At 77.1% G+C, this 17,888-nt stretch carries 17 protein-coding genes and 1 pseudogene; 5 read left to right on the top strand and 13 right to left on the bottom strand.

Annotated features, from left to right (window positions below):
• Positions 1–105: 105 nt before the first annotated feature.
• Positions 106–396, bottom strand: a pseudogene (groES, locus tag GYH36_RS16900) (co-chaperone GroES); the annotation flags it as partial.
• A 239-nt stretch (positions 397–635) separates the two neighbouring features.
• Here groES and GYH36_RS16895 point away from each other — a divergent pair.
• Both GYH36_RS16895 and GYH36_RS16890 read left to right on the top strand, forming a co-directional pair.
• Entirely contained in the window at positions 636–1,916 is a 1,281-nt protein-coding gene (locus tag GYH36_RS16895; protein ID WP_162290449.1) for a class I SAM-dependent methyltransferase, read from the top strand.
• Positions 1,913–3,073 (top strand): glutamate--cysteine ligase, encoded by a 1,161-nt coding sequence (locus GYH36_RS16890; protein ID WP_162290448.1) that lies wholly within the window; start codon positions 1,913–1,915, stop codon positions 3,071–3,073. The genes GYH36_RS16895 and GYH36_RS16890 overlap by 4 nt, the downstream gene beginning before the upstream one ends.
• A 40-nt stretch (positions 3,074–3,113) precedes the next feature.
• On the opposite strand, the gene GYH36_RS16885 is transcribed toward GYH36_RS16890, so the two are convergent.
• Both GYH36_RS16885 and tsaD read right to left on the bottom strand, forming a co-directional pair.
• Positions 3,114–4,283: a hypothetical protein gene (locus GYH36_RS16885; RefSeq protein WP_162290447.1), complete on the bottom strand. Its 1,170-nt coding sequence runs from the start codon at positions 4,281–4,283 to the stop codon at positions 3,114–3,116.
• Positions 4,280–5,347 (bottom strand): tRNA (adenosine(37)-N6)-threonylcarbamoyltransferase complex transferase subunit TsaD, encoded by a 1,068-nt coding sequence (gene tsaD, locus GYH36_RS16880; protein ID WP_162290446.1) that lies wholly within the window; start codon positions 5,345–5,347, stop codon positions 4,280–4,282. Before tsaD ends, GYH36_RS16885 begins: the two co-directional genes overlap by 4 nt.
• A gap of 101 nt (positions 5,348–5,448) precedes the next feature.
• On the opposite strand from tsaD, the gene GYH36_RS16875 reads away from it, so the two are divergent.
• Positions 5,449–6,096 carry a malonic semialdehyde reductase gene (locus GYH36_RS16875; RefSeq protein WP_162290445.1) on the top strand — a complete coding sequence of 216 codons (648 nt, stop codon included), beginning with the start codon at positions 5,449–5,451 and terminating at the stop codon, positions 6,094–6,096.
• A gap of 93 nt (positions 6,097–6,189) precedes the next feature.
• Here GYH36_RS16875 and GYH36_RS16870 read toward each other — a convergent pair whose 3' ends face one another.
• The 6 genes from GYH36_RS16870 to GYH36_RS16845 form a co-directional block, all read right to left on the bottom strand.
• Positions 6,190–7,092 carry a sulfurtransferase gene (locus GYH36_RS16870; protein ID WP_162290444.1) on the bottom strand — a complete coding sequence of 301 codons (903 nt, stop codon included), beginning with the start codon at positions 7,090–7,092 and terminating at the stop codon, positions 6,190–6,192.
• Complete coding sequence (gene rimI / locus GYH36_RS16865) at positions 7,089–7,640, bottom strand: ribosomal protein S18-alanine N-acetyltransferase (protein WP_024840354.1); 552 nt, start codon at positions 7,638–7,640, stop codon at positions 7,089–7,091. The genes GYH36_RS16870 and rimI overlap by 4 nt, the downstream gene beginning before the upstream one ends.
• Positions 7,637–8,371 carry a tRNA (adenosine(37)-N6)-threonylcarbamoyltransferase complex dimerization subunit type 1 TsaB gene (gene tsaB / locus GYH36_RS16860; protein ID WP_162290443.1) on the bottom strand — a complete coding sequence of 245 codons (735 nt, stop codon included), beginning with the start codon at positions 8,369–8,371 and terminating at the stop codon, positions 7,637–7,639. Before tsaB ends, rimI begins: the two co-directional genes overlap by 4 nt.
• 31 nt (positions 8,372–8,402) lie before the next feature.
• On the bottom strand, positions 8,403–8,945 hold the full coding sequence (gene tsaE / locus GYH36_RS16855) for a tRNA (adenosine(37)-N6)-threonylcarbamoyltransferase complex ATPase subunit type 1 TsaE (protein WP_024840352.1): 543 nt from the start codon (positions 8,943–8,945) through the stop codon (positions 8,403–8,405).
• A complete protein-coding gene (alr, locus tag GYH36_RS16850) occupies positions 8,942–10,153 on the bottom strand; it encodes an alanine racemase (protein WP_051471609.1) in 1,212 nt (403 codons plus the stop codon). Before alr ends, tsaE begins: the two co-directional genes overlap by 4 nt.
• Positions 10,154–10,343: 190 nt before the next feature.
• Positions 10,344–11,339: a GlxA family transcriptional regulator gene (locus GYH36_RS16845; protein ID WP_162290442.1), complete on the bottom strand. Its 996-nt coding sequence runs from the start codon at positions 11,337–11,339 to the stop codon at positions 10,344–10,346.
• A 70-nt stretch (positions 11,340–11,409) separates the two neighbouring features.
• Here GYH36_RS16845 and GYH36_RS16840 point away from each other — a divergent pair, with 70 nt between their 5' ends.
• Positions 11,410–12,264: an MBL fold metallo-hydrolase gene (locus GYH36_RS16840; protein WP_162290441.1), complete on the top strand. Its 855-nt coding sequence runs from the start codon at positions 11,410–11,412 to the stop codon at positions 12,262–12,264.
• Positions 12,265–12,273: 9 nt separating this feature from the next.
• Here the strand turns inward: GYH36_RS16840 and GYH36_RS16835 are convergent, their stop codons facing one another.
• Together GYH36_RS16835 and GYH36_RS16830 are read right to left on the bottom strand one after the other, a co-directional pair.
• Positions 12,274–13,182 (bottom strand): pseudouridine synthase, encoded by a 909-nt coding sequence (locus GYH36_RS16835; RefSeq protein ID WP_024840348.1) that lies wholly within the window; start codon positions 13,180–13,182, stop codon positions 12,274–12,276.
• A gap of 98 nt (positions 13,183–13,280) precedes the next feature.
• On the bottom strand, positions 13,281–15,020 hold the full coding sequence (locus tag GYH36_RS16830) for a bifunctional ADP-dependent NAD(P)H-hydrate dehydratase/NAD(P)H-hydrate epimerase (protein ID WP_162290440.1): 1,740 nt from the start codon (positions 15,018–15,020) through the stop codon (positions 13,281–13,283).
• Between the two features lie 133 nt (positions 15,021–15,153).
• Here GYH36_RS16830 and GYH36_RS16825 point away from each other — a divergent pair, with 133 nt between their 5' ends.
• The gene (locus GYH36_RS16825) at positions 15,154–16,203 is read left to right on the top strand and encodes a TIGR03560 family F420-dependent LLM class oxidoreductase (RefSeq protein WP_115943553.1); all 1,050 of its coding nucleotides are present in this window, start codon (positions 15,154–15,156) and stop codon (positions 16,201–16,203) included.
• Positions 16,204–16,303: 100 nt separating this feature from the next.
• Here GYH36_RS16825 and GYH36_RS16820 read toward each other — a convergent pair whose 3' ends face one another.
• Positions 16,304–17,233, bottom strand: coding sequence for a type IV toxin-antitoxin system AbiEi family antitoxin domain-containing protein (locus tag GYH36_RS16820; protein WP_162290439.1), 930 nt, complete (start codon positions 17,231–17,233; stop codon positions 16,304–16,306).
• A gap of 172 nt (positions 17,234–17,405) precedes the next feature.
• A complete protein-coding gene (locus tag GYH36_RS16815; RefSeq protein WP_024840344.1) occupies positions 17,406–17,756 on the bottom strand; it encodes a holo-ACP synthase in 351 nt (116 codons plus the stop codon).
• Between the last annotated feature and the right edge of the window lie 132 nt (positions 17,757–17,888).

The raw sequence follows: 17,888 nt of genomic DNA, 5'->3' as shown, positions 1-17,888 counted from the left end.
CCCCCCCCCCCCGGGGGCCGGGGGGGGGGCCCCCCCCCCGGCACCACCCCCGCCCCCCCCCCGGGCGGGGGGGGGCCCGGGGGGGGGCAGGGGGGGGGGTCCCCCCACCACCACGGCGAGGATGTCGCGCGCGGACAGGACGAGGTAGTCCTCGCCGCCGTACTTGACCTCGGTGCCGCCGTACTTGCTGTAGATGACCTTGTCGCCGACCGTCACGTCGAGCGGGACGCGGTTGCCGTTGTCGTCGACACGGCCCGGACCGACGGCCAGGACCTCGCCCTCCTGGGGCTTCTCCTTGGCGGTGTCCGGGATGACCAGGCCGGATGCGGTCGTGGTCTCGGCCTCGAGGGCCTTCACGACGATCCGGTCCTCGAGCGGCTTGATGGGGACCGACACGTCGGACCTCCCCTTTCGCGGTGAGAACTGCAACGGATGGGTCGCGCGCACCGGCTGGCCGTCGTCGCGGGTGCCGGACAGCCTGGTCGCACGTGGTGCCGCCTCCGCGGACGGCTGCGGCACGTCTCAAATCTAGGTCGCGGTTAGCACTCGGTCAAGGCGAGTGCCAACGTCCGCCCCTCGGACGCGGACGCGCTCGGCTGCGCGTGGTCCCCGTCCTCCGTGGAAGGATCGTCGACATGGACGCCGCCACGCTGACCAAGCTGCTCAGCCCCGAGGGCTGGGCGCTGCTGGGCGCGCTGCCGCCGTACGACGAGCAGCAGGCGCTCGTGCTCGCGGCGGGACTGCGTGCCAAGGGCGTCGACCCCGACCTCGCCGCCGCGGCGCTCACCCAGTCGCGCCTGCGCGCCGCGGCGCGCGGCAAGCTCGGCGCGTTCGCCGACGGCATGCTCTTCACGCAGGCGGGGCTGGAGCAGGCGAGCCGTCTCGTCGTCGCCGGCCTGCACGCGCGGCGCTACCAGGAGGCCGGGATCCGGCGCGTCGCCGACCTCACGAGCGGGATCGGGGTCGACGCGCTCGCGTTCGCCGCCGCAGAGCTCGAGGTGCTCGCGACCGACGTCGACGAGCTCACCGCCGCGATCGCGACCGTCAACCTGCGCCACTTCCCCGAGGCCGAGGTGCGGCACGGCGACGGGCTCGAGCTCGACCTCGAGGGCGAGCGGGTCGAGGGCGTGTACGCCGACCCGGCACGGCGCACGCGCGGCGGCCGCCGCGTCTTCGACCCGTCGGCCTGGGCCCCGCCGCTCGACGCCGTGTGGGCGCTGCGCGAGCGCGTCCCGGCCGTCGGCATCAAGGTCGGCCCCGGGATCCCGCACCAAGGACTGCCCGACGACGCCGAGACGGAGTGGGTCTCGGTCGACGGCGACGTCGTCGAGGCCGGGCTGTGGTTCGGCCCGCTCGCGCCCGAGGGACCCGGTCGCTCGGCGCTCGTCCTGTCGTCGCGGACCGGGCCCGACGGGACCGAGCGCACCACGACCCGCCGGCTCGCGCACCGCCCCGGCGACGAGGACGTCGCGCCCGACGTGGGCGCCGTCGGGCAGTACCTCTACGAGCCCGACGGCGCCGTGATCCGGGCGGGGCTCGTCGGCCACGCCGCCCGCGCGCTGGGCGGGCGCCTGCTCGACCGGACGATCGCGTACGTGACGACCGACTCCCCCGCGCCGCTCGACGCGACGGGCCTCGCGGACGGCCTCGCGCGCGGGTACCGCGTTCTCGACACCATGCCGTTCGGGCTCAAGCGCCTGCGCGCCTACCTCCGCGCGCGCGGCGTGGGCCGCCTGACGATCAAGAAGCGCGGCACCGCCGTGACGCCCGAGCAGCTGCGACGTCAGCTCGCGCTCTCGGGCGACGCGAGCGCCACGATCGTGCTCACGCGCGTGGGCGGCTCCCAGCAGGTGCTCGTCGTCGAGCCGCTCGAGGCACCACCCGGCGACGACGCCCGCCAGGACGGCCCCCGATGAGCGCCGCGCTCCCCCGGCGCACCCCGATCCCGTTCGCGCGCTCGGAGCGCTCGACGGTCGGGCTCGAGTGGGAGCTCGCGCTCGTCGACGCCGACTCCGGCGACCTGCGCCAGGTCGCGCAGACCGTCCTCGACGCCGTGCAGCCGGCGAGCGGGGGCGCGCACCCGTCGATCAAGCAGGAGCTCTTGCTCAACACGGTCGAGGTCGTCAGCGGCGTGTGCCGCACCGTCGGGGAGGCGGGTCGCGACCTGCAGCGCTCGATCGAGGAGCTGCGCGCCGTGACCGACCCGCTGCGCGTCGAGCTCATGAGCGCGGGCACGCACCCGTTCGCGCGCTGGGCGCAGCAGAAGGTCACGGACAAGCAGCGGTACACCACGCTCATCGACCGGACCCAGTGGTGGGGCCGGCAGATGCTCATCTACGGCGTGCACGTGCATGTCGGCATCGAGGACCGCGCCAAGGTGCTGCCGATCCAGCGCGCCATGCTCACGACGTTCGCCCACCTCCAGTCGCTCTCCGCGAGCTCGCCGTTCTGGGGCGGCAAGGACACGGGGTACGCGTCGAACCGCGCACTCATGTTCCAGCAGCTCCCCACGGCGGGGCTGCCGTTCCAGTTCGCGACGTGGGAGGAGCTCGAGGGCTACGTCGCGGACATGCTGCACACCGGCGTGATCGACGCGTTCGACGAGATCCGCTGGGACCTGCGCCCCGCCCCGCAGTTCGGCACGCTCGAGACGCGCATCTGCGACGGCGTGACGAACGTCGCCGAGCTCCTCGCGCTCGCGGCGCTCACGCACTGCCTCGTCGAGCACTTCTCCACGATGCTCGACGAGGGCCGCGAGCTCCCGAGCATCCCGCCGTGGTTCGCGCAGGAGAACAAGTGGCGCTCGGCGCGGTACGGGATGGACGCGATCATCATCCTCGACCGCGAGGGCAACGAGGAGCTCGTGACCGACGCCGTCGGCCGCCTGCTCGTCGAGCTCGAGCCGGTCGCCGCGCGCCTCGGGTGCCTCGACGAGCTCGACGGCGTGCGCACGATCGTGCGTCGCGGCGCGTCCTACCAGCGCCAGCGCGCGGTCGCGCGCCGCAACGGGGGCGAGCTGGACGCCGTCGTGCGCTCGCTCGTCGCGGAGATGCGGGCGGGCCGACCGCTCTGAGCGGCGGACGGCTGCCGCACCCGGCCCGCGGGTGCGCGCGTCAGTAGTCGCGCACGACGACGCCGAGCGCGGCCGCGCGCTCGGCGAGCCACGTGGGCGACCAGTCGTCCGTGTCGCACGGCGACGAGGTGCGGTCCGCGGCCGTCTCGGAGTACCCGCCCCACGACAGGACGCGGCACGTCGCGTCGGTCTCGACGGCGTGCTGCCACTCCTCGTCCTCGGCGAGCCCGGAGTCGACGGCGGACTGCAGCAGGTCGAACTCGTGCCACCACTGGAGCATGTGCGAGAGCTCGTGGGCGAGCACGAGCTGCTTCGTCCGCGCGTCGGCGTCGTCGCCCCACCACACGAAGAGCACGGTCGGGTGCGCGGGCTGGAAGCAGCCCGCCGCGCCGGTCTCCCACGCGTCGTGCTCCGCGACGTGCGCCATGCCGCAGTTGAGCCCCGGGTCGTCGGTGACGACGACGCGCACGCCCGCGTTCTCCGGGTTGAGGGCGACGAGCCACTCGGCGGGGTCCGGGTAGGCGGGCAGGAACGGCGTCTCCGGGGCGGTGCCCGGGACGGGGTCGGGCAGCGGCTCCGCGTGCTCGCCGGCCTTCCACGCGGCCTCCAGCCCGGACGGCGACGGCGCCGCGTCGGGGCTCGGGTCGTCCCAGACGGTGGGCGGCGGGACCGCGCCCTCGTGCGCGGTGGGCAGGACGCTGCCGTCCTGCACCGCCCGCTCGCGCACGTTCGTCACGACGGAGACGCCGACGGACACGACGAGCACGACGGCGATCATGGCCAGCCGCCCGGCACGGCCACGACGGCGGCGCGGCGGCTCGTACGGGAGCGTCCCGTACGACGACGCGAGCGGTGCCGGCTGCCACGCCGGCGAGGGCGCGTCGCGGGGCGTGACGTCGGTCGCGGCGGAGGGGCCGCCGTACGAGGCGGTGGCGACCGGGGCCGCGCCGTACGGGGCGGAGGTGTGCGGCGCCGCCGCGTGCGGAGGCGCGGTGTGCGGCGTCGCGGAGTGCGCGGACGTGCCGGGCGGGGGTGTGCCGTACGACGGCGCGGCGGCGAGGAGCGCCCGGTGCTGCGCCGCCCAGTACGCGGCGGCGTGCTCGGCGCGTGCGCGCTCGTGACCGACCGCCCCGGCCGCGGCGCGCGCCCACGCGTCCGCGCGGCGCAGCGCCTCGTCGGACGTGAGCCCCGGCTCGACGTGCCCGATCACACGTGCGTCACGGTGAGCGGCATCGACGAGTCGACGCCGATGTCGAGGCGCGACGGCGCGACGCCCGCCCGCACGACGGCGGACCCGAGCGCGGCGATCATCGCGCCGTTGTCCGTGCAGTACCGGATCGGCGGGATGCGGAGCTCGATGCCGGCCTCGGCGCAGCGCGTGGCGGCCATGTCGCGCAGCTGGGAGTTCGCGCTGAACCCGCCACCGACGACGAGGGTCGAGACGCCGTGCCGCTCGCACGCCGCGATCGTCTTGGCGGTGAGCACGTCGGCGACGGACTCCGCGAAGGACGCCGCGACGTCGTGCACGGGGATCTCCTCCCCCGCGTCCTGGCGCGCCTCGACCCACCGCGCGACGGCCGTCTTGAGCCCGGAGAACGAGAAGTCGTACGCGTGCTTCTCCTGGTCCTTGCGCGCCGTGAGACCGCGGGGGAACCGGATCGCCGTGGGGTCGCCCTCGCGCGCGAGGCGGTCGATGTGCGGGCCCCCGGGGTACGGCAGGCCGAGCAGGCGCCCGACCTTGTCGAACGCCTCGCCCGCGGCGTCGTCGAGCGTGGAGCCGAGCTCGGTCACCGCCGTCGCGACGTCGTCGACCAGCAGGAGCGAGCTGTGCCCGCCGGACACGACGAGCGCCATGACGCGCTCGGGGAACGCGCCGTGCACGAGCTCGTCGACGGCCGCGTGGCCGATGACGTGGTTGACGCCGTAGAGCGGCTTGCCGAGCGCGAGCGCGAGGGCCTTCGCCGCCGCCGCGCCGATGGTGAGCGGACCGACGAGGCCGGGACCGGCGGTCACGGCGATCGCGTCCACCTCGGACAGGTCGACGTCGGCCGTGCCGAGCGTGCGCTCGAGCGTGGGGATCATCGCCTCCAGGTGGGCGCGCGACGCGACCTCGGGGATGATCCCGCCGTACCGCGCGTGCTCGTCCATGGAGCTCGCGACCGTGTCGACCAGCAGCTCGCGGCCGCGGACCAGCGCGACGCCGGTCTCGTCGCAGGACGTCTCGATGCCGAGGACGAGGGGCTCGCCGGCGCTCGCGGGGGCGGTGGGGACCATGGCCTCCAGGGTAGTCGGGCGCGCGGGGGCCTCCGCGCGGCGTCGCGCACGTCACACCGTCTGCCGGGAAGATGATTCAAGCCTCAACTGTTGAGCGCGGCATGACCACCGACACCCTCATCGAGTCCTCGACCGCGACGAGCGGGCCGGGCGACCTGCTGGCGATCGACGCCGAGACCGCGGACCGGCTGTTCCGCGAGGCGCACACGACCCACGCCTTCTCCGACGAGCCCGTCACCGACACGCAGATCCAGGCGGCCTGGGACCTCGTCCGCTGGGCGCCGACGTCGATGAACACCCTCCCGCTGCGGCTGCTCGTGGTCCGCACCCCCGAGGCGAAGCAGCGCCTCGGCGCGCACATGGCGGACTTCAACCGCGACAAGACGCTCGCCGCGCCGGTGACGATCATCGCCGCCGCCGACCCCGCGTTCCACCGGCACCTCCCCACGCTCGCGCCGTTCCGCGAGGGCCTGGCGGACCAGCTCGACCCGCAGACCGAGCTGCGCGAGGGCATGGCCCGTACGAACGCCCTCATCCAGATCGGCTACCTCATCGTCGGGCTGCGCGCCGCCGGCCTGTCCGTCGGCCCCATGACGGGCTTCGACGCCGCCGGGATCGACGCCGAGTTCTTCGGCGACTCCGGCTGGCGCACGCTCGTCGCGATCAACGCGGGCTACCCCGCCGACGAGGGCGCGCACTTCCCGCGCCAGGCCCGCCTCGACTTCCACCAGGTCGCCGAGGTCCTCTGAGTCCCGTCCGTCACCGTCCGACGCGAGGCGGCACCCCCGCAGGGGTGCCGCCTCGTCGCGTCGCGACGGCGCGCGCCGTCGCGCGCCGGGACGTCAGGTCGCGGCAGGCCGCGCCGGGTCGTTCGACCACTGCGACCACGAGCCCGCGTAGAGCGCCGCGTCGACGCCGAGCGTCGCGAGCGCCGCGACCTCGTGCGCCGCGGTGACGCCCGAGCCGCAGTACACGCCCACGGCAGGGCGCGCGCCGTCGGGCGTCGCCCGGGGCAGCGCGCCGAGCCCGGCGAACCGCTCGCGCAGCGCGCTCGTGTCGAGGAACGCGCCGTCGTCGGCGAGGTTCTCGGTCGTCGGCGCGCTCACCGCGCCCGGCACGTGCCCGGCGCGCGGGTCCACCGGCTCGACCTCGCCCCGGTAACGCTCGCCCGCGCGCGCGTCGAGCAGCACGCCCGACGCCGCGAGGTCGGCCGCGCCGTCGGCGTCCAGGACGGGCATGCCGCCCGGGGTGACGACGACGTCGCCCGGCTCGGGCCGCACCTCGCCCTCCTCGAGCGGGAGCCCTGCGGCGCGCCACGCGGGCAGACCGCCGTCGAGGATCCGCACGTCGTCGTGGCCCGCCCAGCGCAGCAGCCACCACGCGCGCGCCGCGGAGGTGCCACCCACGGCGTCGTAGACGACGACCGGACGGTCGGCGCGCACGCCCCAGCGCCGTGCCGCGGCCTGGAGGTCGCCAGGGGCGGGCAGCGGGTGGCGCCCCGCGGCGGGCGACGGCGGCGCCGCGAGCTCGGTCTCGAGGTCGACGTACACCGCGCCCGGGACGTGCGCCGCGCGGTGCTGCTCGCGGCCGTCGGTGACGCCGAGCGCCCACCGGACGTCCAGCACGACGGGCGGCGCGTCGCCCGCGAGCGCCGCGGCCAGCGCCTGCGCGCCGACGAGCACGCGCTCGCGGCGCGCGGCGTCGAGGTCCTCGCCCGGCTCGCGGACGAGCGGCGCGCCGGTCACGCGACGACGCCGGTCTCGGTCGCGGTGCCGTGGTCCGGGGCGTCCGGCTCGTCGGACGGCGCGGTCGCTCCGAGCTCGAGCCGCATGGTGTACGCGTCGACGTCCTCGGGCTGGTAGTAGCGCTTGCGGATGCCGAGCTGCTCGAACCCGTACTTCGCGTAGAGCGCGAGCGCCGGGTCGTTGTCGACCCGCACCTCGAGCAGCACGGCGCTCGCGCCGAGCTCTCGCGAGCGCTCGATCAGGGCCTCGAGCAGCGTCGAGCCGACGCCCTGGTGCTGGAAGGCGGGGTCGACGCCGATCGTCATGACCTGCGTGACGTCGCCGTCGTACCACAGGCCGGCGTAGCCGACGAGAGGCTGCGGCCCGGCGGCGTACAGGCGCACCGGCTCGGCCGCGACGTACCAGCGGCCGAGGCCCGCGAGCTCGTCGGCGAGCATCCCGTACGTCCACGCGCCCCGCCCGAACAGCTCGCGCTCGAGCTCGACGACCCGGTCGAGGTCCGCCGCCCTGAGCGGGCGCAGGCGGATCTCGTAGCGGCGCGCGCTCATCGGGCCCGCTCCGCCTCGACCGGGACGGCGCCGCCGTCGCTCGCGCGCTTGCGCGCGGCCGCCTCGTGCACGTCCGGGCGCCGCAGGTAGAGCGGCTCCGTCGGCTGGTCCGCGCCTGCCTCCCGACGAGCGACGGCGAGCCGGGCGAGCACCGCGGCGTCGGGCACGAGCGGTGCGTCGTCGACGGCGTCGAGCACGTCCGGGTAGAGCTCGGCGCCCTCGCCCACGACGACGGCGCCCGCGGCGTGCTCCGCGGCCGCGGCGGCCGGTCCGACGTCGGGGCCCGCGACGGTCTCGAGGACGGGGACGGCGTGCGGGCCCTCGTGCGCGACGACGCGGTACCGCGCCCAGTACACCTCGCGGCGGCGCGCGTCGGTGGCGACGAGCACCTCGTCGTCGGGCTCGAGGCCGAGGTCGCTCACGGCCTGCGCGGCGACCGCGTCGAGGCTCGGGACGCCGAGGACGGGCACGCCGAGCGCGAAGCCGAGCGCGCGCGCCGTCACGAGCCCCACGCGGAGTCCGGTGAACGGCGCCGGGCCCGTGCCGACGGCGACGGCCGTGAGGTCGCGCCGGTCGACGCCCGCCTCGGCGAGCGCCTCCTCGACGAGGGGCGCGAGCGCCTCGGCGTGCCGCCGGCGCTCGGGCGCGTCGCGGCGGGCAAGACGGGCGCCGTCGTCGGCGACGACGGCGACGGTGACCGAGGCGGAGGTGTCGAGCGCGAGAACTGGCACGGTCCCAGCCTACGGCGGCGCGGCGGCCCGCTCAGCCCGCGAGCGCGGCGACGTCGAGGTCCGCCCAGCGCGCCCCGACGCCGCGCACGGTCACGCGCCGCTCCCCCGCCTCGGGGGCGTCGTCGTCCGCGTCGTCGCCCGCGTCGTCGGCGCCGCGGGGGCGCTCGAGGACGATCTCGAGCCGGTCGCCCGCGAGCGCCTCGACGAGCCCGCTGCCCCACTCGACCACGGTCACGGACTCCTCGAGGCTCGAGTCGAGGTCGAGCGCGTCGACCTCGTCGAGCGACCCGAGCCGGTAGGCGTCCACGTGCACGAGGGCGGGCCCGCCGACGAGCGACGGGTGCTCGCGCGCGACGATGAACGTCGGCGACGCGACCTGGCCCCGCACGCCGAGCCCGGCCCCGATCCCCTGCGTGAGCGTCGTCTTGCCGGCCCCGAGGTCGCCCGTGAGGATCACGAGGTCGCCCGCGCGCAGCACCGCGGCGAGCGCACGGCCGAACGCGCGGGTCGCGTCCGCGTCGGCGAGGACGACGACGCCGTCCGGGCGGGTCGAGGGGGTAGGGTCGTCGCTCATGCGCGGACCGTCCTTTCCGTGCTCCGGTGGCCCGCCAGGATCGCGCGCGCGCCGTCGTCGAGCACGTGGACGCCCACGTGCTCGCGCGGCACGCGCCCGCCGAGGCGCGTCGTGATCTCGTAGCTGATGGTGCCGGCGGCCTGCGCCCAGTCCTCGGCGGTGGGGACGCCGTCGTGCTCGACGCCGTCGCCCGCGCCGAACAGCGTGACGACGTCGCCCGCGCGCTCGGTCGCGCCGGGGCCGAGGTCGAGCACGAGCTGGTCCATGCAGACGCGGCCCGCGACGCGCAGGACCCGCCCGCCGGGTGCGCCGGGGCGCGCGCCGACGAGCACGGGACCGCCCGGCGTCCCGGCCGGGCCGCCGCCCGACGCGTGGCGCGGGATGCCGTCGCCGTACCCGAGCGGGACGACGCCGAGCGTCGTGTCGCGCGGCGTCGTGTAGTGGTGCGAGTAGGAGACCCCGTGCCCGCCCGGCACGCGCTTGACGGTCGCGAGGCGCGCCTCGAGCGTCATCGCGGGGCGCAGCCCGTACCGGGACGGCGGGCCGAGCTGCGGGACGGGCGTCAGGCCCCAGACCGCGAGCCCCGGACGCACGAGGTCGTAGTGCGTGCGCGGCGCGGTGAGCGTCGCCGCGGAGTTCGCGAGGTGGCGCAGCTCGGGCCCGACGCCCGCGCGCTCGGCGCGCCGGACGGCGTCGTCGAGCACGTCGGCCTGCGCCGCGACGGTCGGGTGGCCGGGCTCGTCGGCGAACGCGAGGTGCGACCACATGCCGACGACCTGGACGGCGCCCTCGGCCCGGGCGCGCGCGACGGCGTCGAGCACGTCGGGCAGGTCGGCGGGCATGATCCCGTTGCGGCCGAGGCCCGTGTCGACGGCCAGGTGCACGCGCGCGGTCCGGCCCGCGGCGCGCGCCGCGGCGACGACCTCGTCGACCGCCCAGCGCGCGGCGACCGACACGTCGACGTCCGCCTCGACGAGGTCGCGCAGCGCCGCGCCCGGCGCGTACAGCCACGTGAGGATCCGCGCCCGGTCCGGGCCGATGCCCGCGGCGCGCAGGGCGAGGGCCTCGCCGGGCTGGGCCGTGCCGAGCCACGTCGCCCCGCCCGCGAGCGCCCCGAGCGCGCTCGGGACGAGCCCGTGCCCGTACGCGTCGGCCTTGACGACGGCCATCACCGCCGCCGACGGCGCCGCCCCGGCCAGGGCGCGCACGTTGTCGCGGACCGCCTCGAGGTCGACGACGGCGCGCGCCGGGTACGTGCGGGGGTCCGGCCCGTCCGGGTCGTGCTCGCCGGGCGGGTCGGTACGGGGTGCGCCGGCGGGTGTGCCGCGCGAGGTCGTGCGCCGGGTGTCGCTCACGGTCGTCGATTCTCTCACCGTCGCCGCCCCGCGCCCGGGCCGCTCACCGGACGCCGCCGAACTCGACGCGGTAGCGCGAGGGGCTGGTACCCAGCCGGGTGCGGAAGTGGTGGCGCAGCGACTCCGCCGACCCGAGCCCGGCCGCCTGCGCGACGCGCTCGACCGGCAGGTCCGTCGTCTCGAGGAGCTCGCGCGCGCGGTCGACCCGCTGGTCGAGGAGCCACTGCACGGGGCTGAGCCCGGTGCGCGCCGCGAACCGCCGCGTGAACGTGCGGCGCGACGTCCCGGCCGCGCGCGCCCAGGCGTCCAGCGACACCGGCTCGTCGAGGTGCGCGCGGGCCCAGACCATCGCGACCTCGACCGGGTCGGCCGCGTCCTGCGGGGGCACCGGCGCGGGGACGAACTGGGCCTGCCCGCCGGTGCGGTGCGGCGCGAGCACGAGCGCGCGGGCGACCCGGGCCGCGACGCGCGCGCCGTAGTCGCGGCGCACGAGGTGCAGGCAGCAGTCGAGCGCGGCCGCGGTCCCGGCGGACGTGACGACGTCGCCGTGGTCGACCCACAGCACGTCGCTGCGGACGGTGACGCCGGGCTGGTCCCGGGCGAGGCGGTCCGCGGCGTGCCAGTGCGTCGCGACCTCGCGCCCGTCCGCCACGCCGCTCGCCGCGACGAGGAAGGCGCCCAGGCACAGGCCGACGACGCGCGCGCCCCGCTCGTGCGCGGCCCGGACCGCGTCGAGGAGCGCTCGGGGCGGCGCGACGTCGGGGTGCCAGCTCGGGAGCACGACGGTCCCCGCGTCGCCGAGGGCCTCGAGCCCCTGGTCGACGTGCAGCGCGAACCCCGCGGACGTCGCGAGGCGGCCAGGCGTCGGCGCGCACACCACGACGCCGTACCCGGGCGCGTGCTCCGGGCCGGCGACGACCGCCTCGGACCCGAGGACGAGGCTGGGGACGGCGAGGTGGAACGGGCTGATGCCGTCGAACGCCACGACGGCGACCCGCTCCGGGCGCGTCCGGGTGGCGGCGGGAGCGGTCGTGCTCATGGCCCGATCCTACCGATCATCGACCTCCGGGTCACTGGTCGCGGGCCGGACGGAGCGCGAGGCTCGACCCATGACCACCGCACCGCACCCCGCACCCCGGCCCGGGACCTCGGGCGCCCCCGGGGCGACCGACCCCGCGCACGCCGGGCCGACCCTGCTCCACGTGGGCGGGCCGGCGCTCCTGCTCCGCCTCGGCGGCCTGACGATCGTCTCCGACCCCGGGTTCGACGCGCCCCGCGACTACCCGCGCCCCGGCGGCGGCACGAGCACGCGCCTGCGCGGGCCCGCCGTCGCCCCCGACGCGCTCGGGCCGCTCGACGTCGCGCTCGTCTCGCACGACCAGCACGTCGACAACCTCGACCTCAGCGGTCGCGCCCTCCTGCCGGGCGTCCCGCACGTGCTCACCACACGCGCGGGGGCCGAGCGTCTGGCGCCCGAGGTCCCGGGCGTCGTCGGGCTCGCGCCGTGGCAGAGCGTCGACGTGCCGCGGCCGGACGGCGGCACGCTGCGCGTCACGGGCGTCCCCGCGCGCCACGGCCCCCGGGGCGCCGAGCGCGTGCTCGGCGACGTCACCGGGTTCGTGCTCGACGGCGCCGGGCTCCCCCGCGTCTACCTGTCGGGCGACAACGCGGCGCCGGAGCTCGTCGCCGACGTCCCCGACCGGCTCGGTCCCGTCGACGTCGCGATCGTCCACGCGGGCGCCGCACGCGTCCCCGCGATCCTCGACGGCGCGGCGCTCACGCTCGACGGCGCCGGGGTCGCCGAGGTCGCGCGGCTGCTGCGGCCCCGCCTCGTCGTGCCCGTGCACGCCGAGGGGTGGGCGCACTTCAGCGAGTCGGTCGCCGACGTCGAGCGCGCCCTCGCCGACGCCGGCCTGGCGGGGCTCCTGCGCGTCCCGACGCCCGGGGTCGCCCTCGACCTGTGAGGTCCGCGCTCACCAGGCGTCGAGCACGCGGTCCGTCTCGAACCGCCGCTCGCGCCCGGTGAGCGGGTCGGTGAACGCGAGCGAGCGCGACACGAGCTGGAGCGGGCGCGAGTAGTCGTCCGGCGCGACGTCGTACGGCTCGGGGTAGAAGTTGTCGTGCACGATCGGCACGCCGAGCCGCGCCATGTGCAGCCGGAGCTGGTGCGTCTTGCCGCTGTGCGGCTCCAGCCGGTAGCGCGCGAGGCCGCGGGCCGGGTCGGCCTCGACGACGTCGACGCGGCTCTGCGCGTTGGGCTCGCCGTCGACCTCCTCGGCGCGCATGACGCCACGCCGCTTGACGATGCGGCTGCGCACCGTCGCGGGAAGGTCGAGCGCCGGGTCCCACGGCGCGACCGCCTCGTACGTCTTGCGCACCTCGCGCCGCGCGAAGAGCTCCTGGTACGCGCCGCGCACCTGCGGTCGCAGGGTGAGCAGCAGGACGCCCGCGGTCACCCGGTCGAGCCGGTGCGCGGGGCTCAGGTCGGGCAGGTCGAGGTCGCGGCGCAGCCGCACGAGCACCGACCGCGCCACGTACGACCCGCGCGGGATCGTCGCGAGGAAGTGCGGCTTGTCGACCACCAGGAGGTCCCGGTCGCGGTGCAGCACCCGGACCTCGAACGGCACCTCCGGCTCGACCGGCGGGTCCCGGTAGAGGAACACGAACCCGCGCGGCTCGTAGGGCGTGCGCGCGTCCACGGGTCGCCCGCGGCCGTCGACCACCTCGCCCGCCGCGACCTTCTCGGCGAGACGCGCGGCGTCGTCCGGGAAGCGGTGGCGCACGTAGTCGAGCGTGCGCGCGAACCGCGCGACGCTCTCGGCGTCGTGCGGGAGCACGAGGCGCGTCGGGTTGAGGCCGTCGCGCACGGGGAGGGGGACCACGCCACCACGGTACCGGCGGCGCCGCCCCGACCCGCCGAGCATGCGGCTACCGCCCGTCGGAGCGGCCGGACGGGCGGTCACCGCATGGTGGGCGGCGGTCAGCGCGCGGCGAGCAGCGCGGCGACCACCGCGGGGACCGCGTCCGCGACGTCGAGCGCCGCGACGGGACCGCCCGGGTTCGCGCGCTCGGCCGCGAGCCCGTGCACGACGGCCGCCGCAGCCGCGAGCCGCGCCGCGAGCCCCGGCTCGTGCACGACCCGCTCCGCGTGCGCCGCGAGCACCGTGCCGAGGATGCCGGCGAGGACGTCGCCCGCGCCCGCCGTCGCGAGCCACGCGGGCGCGTCCGCCTGGGACCACGCGCCGTCGGGCCCGACGACGACCGTCGCCGACCCCTTGAGCAGCACCGTCGCGCCGGTGGCCTCGTGCGCGCGGCGTGCCCAGCGCAGCGGCTCGGCCTCGACGTCGGTCCGCGTCACGTCGTCGCCGCGCTCCCGCAGGAGCGTCGCGAGCTCCCCGGCGTGCGGCGTGAGCACGACCCACGGAGGGCACCGGTCCGGCACGAGCGACAGCGCGCCCGCGTCGACGACCACCGGCACGCGCCCGCCCACGACACCGGCCGAGAGCTCGCCCGTCGCGGCCGAGAGCGCGTACCGGACGCGCTCGTGCTGGCCGCCGTCGTCGACCGGGTCGTCGTCCGGGCCGGGGACCGGCGGGACGCCCGGCCCCAGCACCCAGGACTGCACCCGGCCCGCGGCGGGCACCACCTCGGGGCGGGCCGCGAGGACCGCGCGCGTCACGTCGTCGGGCCCCCGGTAGCGCACCATGCCCGGCCCCGTGCGCACCGCGGCGGTCGCGGTGAGCACCGCCGCGCCCGGGAACGTCGGGGTCCCCGCCACGACCCCGACGACGCCGCGCGTGTACTTGTGGTCCGTCGCCCCCGGCACGGACCACAGGGCGGCGACGTCCGCGGGCTCGAGCCGGCGCACGACCGGCGTCGCGGACACGTCGGCCCGGGCGGGTGCGCCGTTCCCCGCGGCCGCGCCGGCGCGTGCGTCCCCGGATGCGTGGTCCCGGGCGGGTGCGCCGAGCCGCAGCCCGATGTCGACGACGGCGCCGTGCCCCGCGAGGTGCGTCGCGGGCGGCAGGAGCAGCCCCGGCTTGGCCGCACCGAACGTCACCGTGCGGTCCGCCCGCAGCACCGGCCCGGGCACCGTGCCGTCGTCCACGCCGATGCCGCTCGGCGCGTCCACCGCGACCACCCACGGGCGGCCGGGCTCGCCCGGTCCGGGGCCGTCGTCGAGCACCGCGCCCAGGCGTCGCACGAGGTCCGCCGCGACGCCCCGCAGCGCCCCCCGCGCCCCGATGCCCACGAGTCCGTCGAGCACGACGTCGGCGCGCGCGACCTGCGCGGCGACGCGGTCGGCGACGTGCGGGTCGAGATGGTCGTGCGACCGTTCCGTTCGCGACGCGTCGTCGGGGCTGCCGACGAGCACCTCGACGCGCCCGCCCGCCGCCCGCAGCGCCTGGAGGCCGCCGACGTGCGCGTGCTCCCCCGTCAGCACGGCGAGCACGTCCACCCCGCGCCGCGCGAGGTACGCGCCCGCGTGCAACGTGTCCCCGCCGTTGTTGCCCGACCCGACGAGCAGGACCGCCCGCGCGCCCGTCACGCGCCCGTCGCGGCGACCGCCGTCGGGCAGGGCGACCGACCGCCGTCGGGCGAGGTCGCGCGCGATGACGGTCGCGAGCGCGAACGACGCGCGCTCCATGAGCGGGACCCCCGCGGCGAGCAACGGCTCCTCCGCGGCGCGCACGTCGGCGACGGACCAGGCTTCGATCATGACCTCATCCTGCCCACCGGGCGCCGAGGTCGCCTGCGCGCGGCGTCCCGGGCCCGGGCGCCCGACCGCCGAGGGCTGAGACGGTTCCCGCGGGCGCGCTGCGGGCCGCGCGGACCCGCATAGGGTGACGAGCATGCGATTCGGACTCTTCATCCCGCAGGGCTGGCGCTACGACCTCGTCGACGTCGCGCCCGAGGACCACTGGAAGACGATGCTCTCCCTGCTGCACTACGCCGACAACGCCGCGGCGGGCGAGCCCCTGCCGGGCGGCGAGTTCGCGTGGGACGGCGTGTGGGTCTACGACCACTTCCACACCACCCCCACCCCGAGCGCCGAGGCGACGCACGAGGCGTGGACGCTCATGGCGGCGTTCGCCGCGGCGTCGCAGCGCGTGCGCCTCGGCCAGATGTGCACGTGCATGGCGTACCGCGAGCCGACCTACCTCGCGAAGGTCGCCGCGACGGTCGACCACGTCTCGGGCGGCCGCCTCGAGATGGGCATCGGCGCGGGCTGGTACGAGCACGAGTGGCGCGCCTACGGGTACGGGTTCCCCGGCGCGGGCGAGCGCCTGCGCGCGCTCGACGAGGGCGTGCAGATCATGGCGCGCATGTGGCGCACGGGCTCGTCGGGCACGTTCGAGGGCCGGCGCTACCAGGTGGACGGCGCGCTCTGCTACCCGCAGCCCCTGCAGCGGGTCGTCGTGGACGGCGAGGGCGCCGTGCCGAGCATCCCCCTGTGGATCGCGGGCGGCGGCGAGAAGAAGACGCTGCGCATCGCGGCGCAGCACGCCCAGTACACGAACTTCGACGGATCGCCCGATGGCTTCGCCCACAAGTCCGCCGTGCTCGAGCAGCACTGCCGCGACCTGGGCCGCGACTTCGGCGAGATCACGCGGTCGGCGAACTACAACGTCGTCATCGGCGAGACCGAGCGCGACGTCGCGGACCGCCTGGCCCGGATCGAGGAGCACGCGCGCCGCTGGTTCCCCGAGAAGGCGGACGACAACATCGCGTCGTGGCGCAGCGGCCCGCTCGTCGGGACGCCGGAGCAGATCGTCGAGACGCTCACGGGCCTGCGCGACCAGGGCCTCGGCTACGCGATCGGCTACTTCCCGTTCGCCGCGACCGACCGCGACCAGCTCGAGCTCTTCCAGCGCCAGGTGATCCCGGCCCTCCAGGCCTGACCCGCCGCCCCACGCCCAGCGCCGAACATGCGGTTGTCGCTCGTCGAGACCTCCTGACGAGCGACAACCGCATGCTCGGCGGGAGGCAAGCGCATGGTCGTCACCGGTGCAGCGCAGCACGGACCGTGCGGCCGATCGTGCCGACGTCCCGACCGGTGAACCGCAGGACGTCGATCCGCCCCGTCGCGACGAGCCGGTTCTGCCGCGCCCGGTCGGCGAACACCGCATCCGGGGTGTCGTGGACGTCCCGCCCGTCGAGCTCCGCGACGAGCCACCGACCGTCGCGGTAGCGCCAGGCCATGTCCCCGCGCGCCACGACCCGACCCCCGTGGTCGTGCACGGGGAGCTGCAGCGTGTGCGGCGGCACCCCCTCGTCGACGCAGTCGAGGCGGGCGAACGACTCGAGCGGCGACTCGGCCCGGGCGTCGGCGAGCCCCCACACGACGTGACGACGGGCGACGCCGCGCCTCCCGCGCGCGTGCTCGTGCGCACGCCGCAGGCCGTCCGCGTCCGCAAGGCCCTGGTGGAGAGCCGAGTCGAGCACGGCCAGGGCGTGACCGCGCGGAAGCTCCGGGACGGCCTGCGCGAGCGCCCAGTCGAGCGTCGCGACGCGCCGGCCCGCGAGCTCCGTGGTCGTCATGCCCGCGTCGAACTGGCGCAGCGCGATCCCGTCGCGGTCCCGCCGATTCCGCCCTCGGGGGACCGCGGCCTCGGGTCGCACCGTCGGAGGGAGCCCCCGCACACCGTGGAGGACGAGGGCGCACGGCCCGACCGCGACCGCGTCGTCACCGAACGCGAGCAGCCCCACCCATGCGGCGCGGAGCCGACGCGCGTCCCACGACCGCCCGGCGAGCGGGACGGCGCCGACGTCGTAGACGCCGCGCGTCACGCGCACGACGGTCCCACGGCGTACCAGGCCGGCGACGTCCTTGTCGCTCAGGCCGTGGTCGCGGGCCTGCGCGACGGAGACGACGCCACCCTGGCCCGCCGCGACGGCGAGGAGGGTCGGGGGGAGCTGGGCACGACGCACGGGTGCCACCCCACCGCACGAGGAGCGCTCGCCGTCGGTCCCGGGAGGCGCGCTGTGGAGGGTGACCGCGACGACCGGCCTGTGGACGACCGACTATCGCTCGCCCACCGTGCGCCGACCGCCCGTCCAGCCGCTTCGACAGGCGACGACCGCATGCTCGGCGGGTGGTGCGTCAGCCTTCGGCGACGACCATGGCCGAGGCGATGCCGGCGTCGTGCGAGATGCTCAGGTGCCACGACGTGATGCCGAGCGCGTCGGCCCGGGCCGCGACGGTGCCGGTGATCTCGACCTCCGGGGGCCCGCCGACGACGCGGTGCACCGTCGCGTCGTGCCACCGCATGCCTGCGGGCGCACCGAGCGCCTTGGCGATCGCCTCCTTCGCGGCGAACCGCGCGGCGAGGGACGCGGGCGGCAGGTCGCGCTCGGCGGGGGTGAACAGCTTCTCCCGGAGCCGGGGCGTGCGCTCCAGGGTCTCCATGAACCGCGCGACGTCCACGACGTCGATCCCCACGCCCTTGATCATGCGCCCACCCTACGGCGGACCGCCGAGCATGTGGTTGTGGGGGGGGCGCGGGGCGCCGGGGGGGCGCCCCCCCCCCCCCGGGGGGGGGGGGGTGGGGGTCAGGGCGGAGCCCACGCGGGGGGGGGGGGGGGG

It is taken from the genome of Cellulosimicrobium composti, from assembly GCF_010287905.1.
Lineage (GTDB): Bacteria > Actinomycetota > Actinomycetes > Actinomycetales > Cellulomonadaceae > Cellulosimicrobium > Cellulosimicrobium composti.
This window is presented reverse-complemented; position numbering and strand designations above follow the sequence as displayed.

Coding starts and splice junctions, on each gene's coding strand:
- GYH36_RS16895 (WP_162290449.1), top strand. CDS start 636: ATGGACGCCGCCACGCTGACCAAGCTGCTCAGCCCCGAGGGCTGGGCG.
- GYH36_RS16890 (WP_162290448.1), top strand. CDS start 1,913: ATGAGCGCCGCGCTCCCCCGGCGCACCCCGATCCCGTTCGCGCGCTCG.
- tsaD (WP_162290446.1), bottom strand. CDS start 5,347: ATGGTCCCCACCGCCCCCGCGAGCGCCGGCGAGCCCCTCGTCCTCGGC.
- GYH36_RS16875 (WP_162290445.1), top strand. CDS start 5,449: ATGACCACCGACACCCTCATCGAGTCCTCGACCGCGACGAGCGGGCCG.
- rimI (WP_024840354.1), bottom strand. CDS start 7,640: ATGAGCGCGCGCCGCTACGAGATCCGCCTGCGCCCGCTCAGGGCGGCG.
- tsaE (WP_024840352.1), bottom strand. CDS start 8,945: ATGAGCGACGACCCTACCCCCTCGACCCGCCCGGACGGCGTCGTCGTC.
- GYH36_RS16845 (WP_162290442.1), bottom strand. CDS start 11,339: ATGAGCACGACCGCTCCCGCCGCCACCCGGACGCGCCCGGAGCGGGTC.
- GYH36_RS16840 (WP_162290441.1), top strand. CDS start 11,410: ATGACCACCGCACCGCACCCCGCACCCCGGCCCGGGACCTCGGGCGCC.
- GYH36_RS16830 (WP_162290440.1), bottom strand. CDS start 15,020: ATGATCGAAGCCTGGTCCGTCGCCGACGTGCGCGCCGCGGAGGAGCCG.
- GYH36_RS16825 (WP_115943553.1), top strand. CDS start 15,154: ATGCGATTCGGACTCTTCATCCCGCAGGGCTGGCGCTACGACCTCGTC.
- GYH36_RS16815 (WP_024840344.1), bottom strand. CDS start 17,756: ATGATCAAGGGCGTGGGGATCGACGTCGTGGACGTCGCGCGGTTCATG.